The sequence below is a fragment of the Mammaliicoccus stepanovicii genome (assembly GCF_002902525.1).
In the GTDB taxonomy this organism is placed as follows: domain Bacteria; phylum Bacillota; class Bacilli; order Staphylococcales; family Staphylococcaceae; genus Mammaliicoccus; species Mammaliicoccus stepanovicii.
The window spans coordinates 1-247 of sequence record NZ_PPQZ01000083.1 but is presented as its reverse complement, the minus strand read 5'-3'; the positions used below and the strand labels follow the sequence as shown (position 1 = coordinate 247).

General features: G+C 38.5%; 1 protein-coding gene. It reads left to right on the top strand.

Going from position 1 to position 247, the window contains the following annotated elements; genetic code table 11:
• A partial coding sequence (locus CD111_RS09970) for an SdrD B-like domain-containing protein (RefSeq protein WP_142380953.1) occupies positions 1 to 247 on the top strand: 247 nt, incomplete at both ends.

Here is a 247-nt window from a genome sequence, read left to right as displayed (position 1 = left end):
ATCAGAGCCACCAGTACCACCAACATATAATGTCGGAGATAAAGTATGGGAAGATACAAATAAAGATGGTATTCAAGATGATAATGAACCAGGCATCAAAGATGTAACAGTTACGTTAACGAAGCCAGATGGAACAACGGTCACAACGAAGACAGATGAGAATGGAAATTATAATTTCCCAGATTTACCAAATGGCACTTATGAGATCACATTTGAAACACCAGCAGGCTTCGAACCAACAAAAACA